The organism is Actinomadura rubrisoli (genome assembly GCF_004349215.1).
Lineage (GTDB): Bacteria > Actinomycetota > Actinomycetes > Streptosporangiales > Streptosporangiaceae > Spirillospora > Spirillospora rubrisoli.
Map to the genome: position 1 here is coordinate 1 of NZ_SMKU01000778.1, position 640 is coordinate 640.

The following is a 640-nucleotide window of genomic DNA, read 5'->3' on the forward strand; positions in this document are numbered from 1 at the left end:
GTTGGAGGCGACCCGGCGGGCGATTCGGGTGCGGATCGGGGGTGGCGAGCGGTGGGCCGCGATCGAGGATGCGGGGCGGCTTCGTGACGCGCTCGGGGCGCCGTTGCCCGTCGGTGTCCCCGAAGCCTTCCTGGAGCCTGTGGACGATCCGCTCGGCGACCTGGTCTCCCGCTACGCGCGCACGCACGGGCCGTTCCGTCCGGACGAGGTCGCCGCGCGGTTCGGGCTGGGCACCGCCGTGGTCGTGGAGACGCTGCGGCGGCTGGCGGCCGCGGGGCGGGTCGTCGAGGGCGAGTTCCTTCCCGTGGAGGCCGTGTCGGGCCCGCTGACGAGCGAGTGGTGCGACACCGGCGTGCTGCGGACGCTGCGCCGCCGCTCCCTGGCCCGGCTGCGCGCCGAGGTGGAGCCGTCCCCGCCGGAGTCCCTCGGGCGGTTCCTTCCGGCCTGGCACGGCATCGTAGGCGGGTCGCGGCTGCGCGGGATCGACGCGCTCGTCCAGGCGATCGAGCAGCTCCAGGGCGCCGCGGTCCCCGCGTCCGCGCTGGAGACGCTGGTCCTGCCGTCGCGGGTGCCGGGCTACACTCCCGCGCTGCTGGACGAGCTGACGTCGGCGGGCGAGGTCGTCTGGGCGGGGCAGGGC

Annotated in this window: 1 protein-coding gene; it reads left to right on the forward strand. The window is 76.7% G+C overall.

The window, feature by feature from the left end:
* A partial coding sequence (locus tag E1298_RS47430) for an Lhr family ATP-dependent helicase (protein WP_424923253.1) occupies positions 1–640 on the forward strand: 640 nt, incomplete at both ends.